The 6,801-nt window shown below is 66.8% G+C and carries 6 protein-coding genes and 4 pseudogenes; 5 read left to right on the plus strand and 5 right to left on the minus strand.

Annotated elements, in window-relative coordinates; all coding sequences use genetic code 11:
- Nucleotides 1-361: 361 nt before the first annotated feature.
- On the minus strand, nt 362-493 hold the full coding sequence (locus tag VXC91_RS40865) for a hypothetical protein (protein WP_329512432.1): 132 nt from the start codon (nt 491-493) through the stop codon (nt 362-364).
- On the opposite strand from VXC91_RS40865, the gene VXC91_RS40870 reads away from it, so the two are divergent.
- Nucleotides 480-1,196, plus strand: a complete 717-nt coding sequence (locus VXC91_RS40870; protein WP_329512433.1) for a hypothetical protein — start codon at nt 480-482, stop codon at nt 1,194-1,196. The two genes, VXC91_RS40865 and VXC91_RS40870, sit on opposite strands and share 14 nt — an antisense overlap.
- On the opposite strand, the gene VXC91_RS40875 is transcribed toward VXC91_RS40870, so the two are convergent.
- Both VXC91_RS40875 and VXC91_RS40880 read right to left on the minus strand, forming a co-directional pair.
- A complete protein-coding gene (locus VXC91_RS40875; RefSeq protein WP_329512434.1) occupies nt 1,165-1,788 on the minus strand; it encodes a hypothetical protein in 624 nt (207 codons plus the stop codon). The two genes, VXC91_RS40870 and VXC91_RS40875, sit on opposite strands and share 32 nt — an antisense overlap.
- A 398-nt stretch (nt 1,789-2,186) precedes the next feature.
- Nucleotides 2,187-2,529 (minus strand): annotated as a pseudogene (locus tag VXC91_RS40880) (hypothetical protein); the annotation flags it as partial.
- A gap of 18 nt (nt 2,530-2,547) precedes the next feature.
- On the opposite strand from VXC91_RS40880, the pseudogene VXC91_RS40885 reads away from it, so the two are divergent.
- Nucleotides 2,548-3,044, plus strand: a pseudogene (locus tag VXC91_RS40885) (NUDIX domain-containing protein).
- Between the two features lie 262 nt (nt 3,045-3,306).
- Nucleotides 3,307-3,456 (plus strand): annotated as a pseudogene (locus VXC91_RS40890) (NF041680 family putative transposase); the annotation flags it as partial.
- Between the two features lie 98 nt (nt 3,457-3,554).
- Here VXC91_RS40890 and VXC91_RS40895 read toward each other — a convergent pair.
- Both VXC91_RS40895 and VXC91_RS40900 read right to left on the minus strand, forming a co-directional pair.
- A complete protein-coding gene (locus VXC91_RS40895) occupies nt 3,555-4,994 on the minus strand; it encodes a dihydrolipoyl dehydrogenase family protein (RefSeq protein ID WP_329512435.1) in 1,440 nt (479 codons plus the stop codon).
- A 1-nt stretch (nt 4,995) separates the two neighbouring features.
- Entirely contained in the window at nt 4,996-5,556 is a 561-nt protein-coding gene (locus tag VXC91_RS40900) for a hypothetical protein (protein ID WP_329512436.1), read from the minus strand.
- 114 nt (nt 5,557-5,670) lie between these two features.
- Here VXC91_RS40900 and VXC91_RS40905 point away from each other — a divergent pair.
- Nucleotides 5,671-6,249 (plus strand): annotated as a pseudogene (locus tag VXC91_RS40905) (TetR/AcrR family transcriptional regulator); the annotation flags it as partial.
- A gap of 211 nt (nt 6,250-6,460) precedes the next feature.
- The coding region (locus tag VXC91_RS40910; RefSeq protein WP_329512437.1) for a class I SAM-dependent methyltransferase at nt 6,461-6,801 on the plus strand (341 nt) is incomplete at its 3' end.

A 6,801-nucleotide genomic window follows, 5' to 3' on the forward strand; every position in this document is an offset into this window, starting at 1 on the left:
CCTCGGAGTCCTGGCCGCCGCTGGCACGCTCGCAGTCGAAGGCCAGGAAGCGGAGGTAGGCGGCGAAGTCCTGTCGGGAGTCCACTTGCTGCCACGAGCGGATGTTTCGGGATGCAGGCACGTCGAGAGGCTACGATTCCCGCGGGTCTGCGTTGACCACAGGGTTCGTGGAGGTCGGTTTCGTCGACGCCCACGGTGCGGAGCCGAACCCGATCATCTGAGACATCTGGTCCAGCAGCCGCTGGGCCAGCACCTTAGTTCCTGTCTCCGAGGCGTTTCAGGTAGGACTGCTCGGTCTCTTGGGGGAAGGGGGTGACTGGTCGGGGGAGGGGCTTGATCAGCCAGTAGCGGGTCGGCTGGCTCATCCGGCCTTCCGGACAGAGGTCCCGGGCCTGGAGACGGACTCGCTGTTGTGGTCGATCCGGGTCTTCTTCAGCAGGTCCTGGGTGATGCGTTCGCTCTGGTCGAGGATCGCGGAGATGGCCGCGGCCACGGATCAAGTGGGAGAGGCTGCCGATCATCCCGCCGGTGCGTTGGTGCAGGTAGTCGGAGAGGTTTACCAGGGTCTTCGGCTGATGCCGGTGGAGCCGCAGGGTGTCCTCCAACGTCGCGATCAGCGACCGCCATTCGGCGTTGCGGGGGAACGGTCCGGTGCGGACCAGGACGCAGCGACCGCCCATCTGCCGGCCGCGGACCCCGGTGAACACTCCGGACTGCTCGACGTCGATGCCCGGTGGGCCGAGCAGGGTCGGCAGTGGTGGCTTGAGTGGGAAATCCCGTCAGCCGTGGTTGACCGTATGGCGTTGTATCAGGAGCGCTGGGGTGGCTTGCTCCTGCCGCCTGCCTCGCAGCACGACGGCGGGCCGAAATACTTCGATCCTGACTCGCCCGAGGGTTCGTCGTCTGAGGGCCGGTGGTTCGAAGCAGGAATGCAACGGACGGCCGTCCCCTATTCGTTCATGATCGGGCCAGCCGGTGAGTTCGGGATCTATGCGGATCACTGGGCGCCGTTGCATGCAACCGTCGAAGGGTGGGTCGAGGCGCTCGCGCTGGCAGGCTCCGCCAACTCGATCACCGGCACTGGTCCGCTCATGGCGCAGAGCCTAGCCAGCCGGGACCGTCCTACCCATTTCATTACTCAGCGTGCACGCCCGAGACAGCCACCTAGAAGAGGTCGGCCGAGGTGCCGTGCGTGAGGTTCTCGAGCATCGTGCGCAGCCACGGGCTGCGCACGGCTGGTAGCCGGACCAAGGTGTGCTGGAACGTTCCCCGGTCGGCCCGGAACAGGTAGTTGGGGAGCAGCGGGAGTGGGTCGTCGCGGAGGACGTCTTGGGGTATGCGGTGCACGGCGTCCGAGCTGAGCCGCACTGCCTGCCAGAGCGAGCAGTCGTCGACCCTGGTCGCCACGGGGAGGTCGCATGCCTCGCAGGCCATGTTGGGCCCGTCGGCTCCGTCGAGGCCACAGCAGGCACCGCCGCGCTTCTCAGGAATCAGTCGGGTTCCACGGATATCACCGGGCGCGATGACACTCGCCCCGGGCGTGCTGTCGGACAGGGTGTAGACCGGCGCGTAGATGCCGCGTGCCTCCGCCTCGCCCGGATCGATCTCGTCCCACATCCGCCACGGCCCTCCCCAAGGGTCCGGGTCCACGGCAAACGTCCCTGACTGCATGAGCACCGGAAGCTGGGCCCCGTTGCCGTACTTCTGACGGGCGTGGACTGGCAGTGAGACCTGGGACAGCGGGGCAGTCAACTCGGCACCGCATCCCGCACACACGAAAACGAACAAATGTCCTCCGCCTGGGAAACAGACGCATCTTCGCAGCTCGCCGACAGCCAGCCAACATGTTTTCTCATCCGTTGTGGGAACGGCACCTGCCACCGTCGTGGAGTATCAGCGCAGCGCGGGCAAGTGCCAGCCGCCGGCTGTGACGGAGGTAAGCGACTTGCTCAGTGTTCGAATCCCCGGTGTGCTGTGGCGCCTTCCGGGTCGCGAACATCTGCTGCCCTTCTCGTGAACGAAGCCAACCACCACCCAAGTCGAACCAGAAGCCGTTTTCGTGGATGGAGCCACCCGACTCGTTCCCTGAGGGAACAGCACGCAGGCGGGGCCCACAGCGCACTCGCTGCCCTCACTACCCATGGCAGCAAGGGCGGTAGTGGTCAGGCGGTGCGGGCTGTGGGCAATTACGAGACCCATGTCGTGAGCTCGGTCAGGTGCTCGGGCTGCAGCCCGAGGTGTGGGTCGGGCTGCACGAGTAGGGTCGCCGCTCTCCTGGCGGCGCGCTCTGCTGCCCATTCATGGTCGAGGCCGGTGAAGTCGTCGTCGATCCATACAGCGGGTGCGTCGCCGAGCCAGGCGTCGACGTGGTTGCGTTTCCGCAGGTAGCCGTTGGGCTGGCTGGTGGTGATCTGCGGATGCGGGAGGTCGACGTGCGGCAGAGACGGGAGGCCGAGGAGCGGTCCGATCAGGGTTGGTGGCGTCCTGCCGCCAGCTGGTGCACCAGATGGGGGTCACCAGGCCGGCCCGCCCGACGAAGGGAACACAGTGGCCCAGCAGACCGACGACCGCTCCCAAGCCCTCAAGCCGGCGCTCGAATCGATGACGCTGCTCGTCGCGACCGTCATCGTCCACGACAAGGTCACCAGCCGCGTCGTCCTTCTTCAGCGCAGCGAAAAAGCCAAGTTTGCCCAGGGCCTGCGCGACCTCCCCGACGGCAAGAGCGAGCCGGGCGAACCCATCACGGAGACCGCAGTCCGCGAGCTCTACGAGGAGACGGGCCTCACCGTGAAGCCCGAGTTCCTCAAGGTGGCCCACATCATCCACGGCGCCTGGGGCGTCGAAGCCCCAACGGCTTCCTCACGGTCGTCTTCGCCGCCCACGAATGGACCGGCGAACCCGAAAACCGCGAACCCCGCAAGCACTCCCAGGTCCGCTGGGTCGATGCCAACGCCATCCCCGACGCCTTTGTCGACACAACTGCCAGTGCTCTCCATCAGTACCTGCGCGGCAGTTGTCAGGTGTCACTTGACGGGTGGCGTTAGTTGCGCACCCTGAGTGTGGGCGCAGGGCCTTCCGCGACTCCGGCTTGACGGCGACGGGCTGTTTCGGCTACTCACCCGGGAACATCGTGGCTGGAAAGTAACAGCTTCCGATCTCATTTGCATGACGCTTCTTGCGTCGCAAAAGTTCGTCGAGGCCCTTCATCGTTAAGAACGGCGTACTCTCCCTGTACGCTTCTCGGGCTCCGCTAGTGAATCCATTTACGCTGATAAAGATTCCAAGCGAATTTTTCCCCTTCCGCCGCACACATTCAGAATGTTCAAGCAGACCCTCGGCTGGACCACGTCCAAGATCCGCGATCCGCACGCGGCCGACCTGTGGACCTGGCTGGTCATCGTCGCACACACCCAACTGCGCCTAGCCCACCCGCTCGCGATCGATCTACGCCGCCCTTGCAGGCAGGTTAAACGTCAAGCCAAGAGGTATGTGATGAGCCGCTCGAGGGAGATCTCGTAGGTGGTCGTCAGGGAGAACCGCTCGGGACCCGGCGGTCAGCGGCCGTACGCCTCCAGCAACCGCAGCCACACCTCGGTGACCGTGGGGAACGTCGGAACCGCGTGCCACAGCCGGTTCAGCGGAACCTCGCCGACGACCGCGATCGTCGCGGCGTGCAGCAGTTCTGCGACGTCCGGGCCGACGAGCGTGAAGCCGACGATCACTTTCCGATCCTCGTCGACGACCATGCGGGCGTGCCCCTGGTATCCGTCGGCATGCAGGGCGGATCCGGCGACGGCGCCCAGGTCGTAGTCGACGACGCGGATCCGTACCCCGGCGGTCTCGGCCGCGGCCGCGGTCAGTCCCACCGACGCGATCTCCGGTTCGGTTAAGACCACCTGGGGCACCGCGCGTTCGTCGGCCGTGGCGACGTGCCGGCCCCAGCGGCCGTCCTCGACCGCTTCACCCTTCGCGCGCGCCACGATGACGTCGCCGACCGCGCGGGCCTGGTATTTGCCCTGGTGGGTCAGCAGAACGCGCCGGTTGACGTCACCAGCGGCGTACAGCCACTCGTCACCGATCGGCGCCCCGTCCTCCCCGACCACTCGCAGCGTGTCGTCCACCGTGAGCCAGGCACCCGGCATCAGGCCGACGGCGCCGAGACCGATGTCCTGGGTGTTCGGTATCCGGCCGATCGCCACCAGAACCTCGTCGGCCTCGACCTGCTCGCCGTCGGTCATCGTGATGTGCACCGTTCCGGCCTCGTCGCGGTGCACCGATGCGGCCTCCGCACCGAGGCGTACCGACACACCGGCCTCCTGCAACGACTCGGTGACCCGCTCGCCAGCGAACGGCTCGGCCAGCGGCAGCACGCCGTCACGGGCCAGCATCGTCACCGAGGAGCCCAGGGCGGCGAATGCGGTCGCCATCTCCGACGCCACCACGCCACCACCGATGATCGCGAGCCGGCCGGGGACCGCGTTCGCGGCAGCCGCCTCCCGGCTGGCCCACGGCGCGGCCTCGTGCAAACCGGGAATGTCCGGCAGCAGCGAGCCGCTTCCGGTCGCGATGACCACCGCATGCCGGGCCGTCAACGTGACCGGGACGCCGTCGTCGCCGGTCACCTCGACCACGCCCGCGGACACGATCCGGCCCTGACCACGGTGCAGAGCGATCCCGGCCGAATCGAGCCAGCCGACCTGACCGTCATCCTTCCAATGCGCGGCGAAGGAATCCCGGCGGCCCAGCACCGCGGCCACGTCGAGACCGCCGGTCACCGCCTCGCGCGCTCCCGGCACCTGACGCGCCGCCCGCAACGCCGCCGCGCTGCGAAGCAACGCCTTGGTCGGCATGCAGGCCCAGTAGGAGCATTCCCCACCAACGAGTTCGCGCTCGACGATGGCGGCGCTGAGTCCGCCCCGCACCACCTGGTCGGCGACGTTCTCCCCGACCGGGCCGGCCCCGATGACAACGACATCGTAAGTGTTGCTGTCCACGTCAGTTTCGTTTCGCGGTGCGGCCGAGACGGAAGGCCGAGATGAGGAAGAAGATGCCGCCGGGGATGGCGTAGCCGGCCGCGTTGGTCAGCGTCGGGTTGTCCGCGGTGGCGCCGATGATGAACGACGCGCCGGCGAGTACGGAGATGCCGCCGCTGATGATCATCGGCCACTGGCCGCCCATCTCGCGGCGGGTGACGCCCACGATCAGCTGGACCAGCCCGGCCACGATCGCCCAGGCGCCCCACACGCGTAGCACAGCCGGGATACCGGACGTGCAGGCGATGGCCACGCCGATGGCGGTGATCAGGCTGACCGCGATGTTCACGTACAGCAGGGCAGGTGATCCGGTGGTGCGCGACGCGCGGGCGTCGATGATGGCGGCGGCCACGTCGAACAGCGGGTAGAGCACGAGCAGAGTGACCGCGAGCAGACCCAGGTTCGAGGCGGTCGTGAACATCGCGAGGGCCCAGACGACAGCGAATGCGAACCGGACGAAGTACAGCCGCCGCAGCGCGGACGCGGTCCCGGAAATACCGGGCAAAGCAGCAATGGTGCTCATGATGATCCTTTCGGATGAATGAGTGAGGTAGACCGAACGATCTGTCTCGACATAGCTTGGCAACTTGTGGCAGAGACTGTCAAGACCGAACGTTCTATCTGCTAGGGTGGCGGTATGTCCAACCAATCCGAAGGCCGGCCGTCCGAAGCGCGGTCCCGGCTGCTCAACACGGCCACCCGGCTCTTCTACGCCGAGGGCATCCACGCCGTCGGTATCGATCGCATCGTCGCCGAAGCGCAGGTGACGCGGGCCACCCTCTACCGGCACTTCCCCAGCAAAGAAGACCTCGTCCTCGCCTACCTGAATGAGGTCGACCGCGCCATGCGGGCTCCGGCGGACGAGGCCATCGCCGCCGGACTACCGGCCGCCGAGACCATCCGGGCCATCGGCAAGTCCATCGCCCAGGACATCCAGTCCCCCGGCTTCCGGGGATGCGCCTTCCTCAACGCCGCCGCCGAGTATCCCGACCCCGAGTCCCCGGTGCACAAGGCCGTGCTCGCCCACCGCCAATGGTTCCTGGAAACCGTCACGGAACTGCTGGCCAAGATCCAGGAGACCGGCCCCCCGCACGCCGCCCGTCACTTCGTGATGATGCGCGACGGCGCCATGGCCGCCGGCTGCCTGTTCGACCCGGTGCTGATCTCCGAGACCTTCCTGCGCGGAGTCGACAGGCTCCTGCAGGTTTATGCCGCCACCGACTACAGCGAACCGGCGGGCCCGGACGACCTTGAGAGATCTTCAACGAACCCAGGGTGGTTCAATCAGGCCCGTACCGGCTCTGTCAGGCCGATCGCGAGAACGACGGAGCCCTGACTCACCCTCACTTCGGTGACCGGTGCCGGGCGCCCTGCCGTCACGACTGCCTGGTTTGTTCTGGAATGAACTCTCATTCATATTGGGGGGAATGACTGAACTAAAGATTCCGGGTTCGATTGCGAGCAGCGGTGTGGCAACCGCGGCGATGCGCGCTCATGAAGGCACGCGGGCCGATGTGCTCTTCGACGACCCGCTGGCGCGGCTGCTCGTCTCCTTCGAACAGGACGTTCCCGCCGAACAGCGCGGGTACCTGGCCGATGGCGTGAAAACGACCTCGTCGCTGACCCAGGTCATGGGCGACTACGTCACCGTCCGTACGTACTTCTTCGACACCCACCTCAAGGCGACAGCCCAGGCCGGTGCCCGCCAGATCGTGCTGCTGGGCTCCGGTCTCGACGCCCGCGCCTTCCGGATGCGGGTGAAAGCCAG

The organism is Streptomyces chiangmaiensis, assembly GCF_036281785.1.
In the GTDB taxonomy this organism is placed as follows: Bacteria; Actinomycetota; Actinomycetes; order Streptomycetales; family Streptomycetaceae; genus Streptomyces; species Streptomyces chiangmaiensis.

Coding starts and splice junctions, on each gene's coding strand:
- VXC91_RS40870 (WP_329512433.1), top strand. CDS start 480: ATGGCCGCGGCCACGGATCAAGTGGGAGAGGCTGCCGATCATCCCGCC.
- VXC91_RS40900 (WP_329512436.1), bottom strand. CDS start 5,556: ATGAGCACCATTGCTGCTTTGCCCGGTATTTCCGGGACCGCGTCCGCG.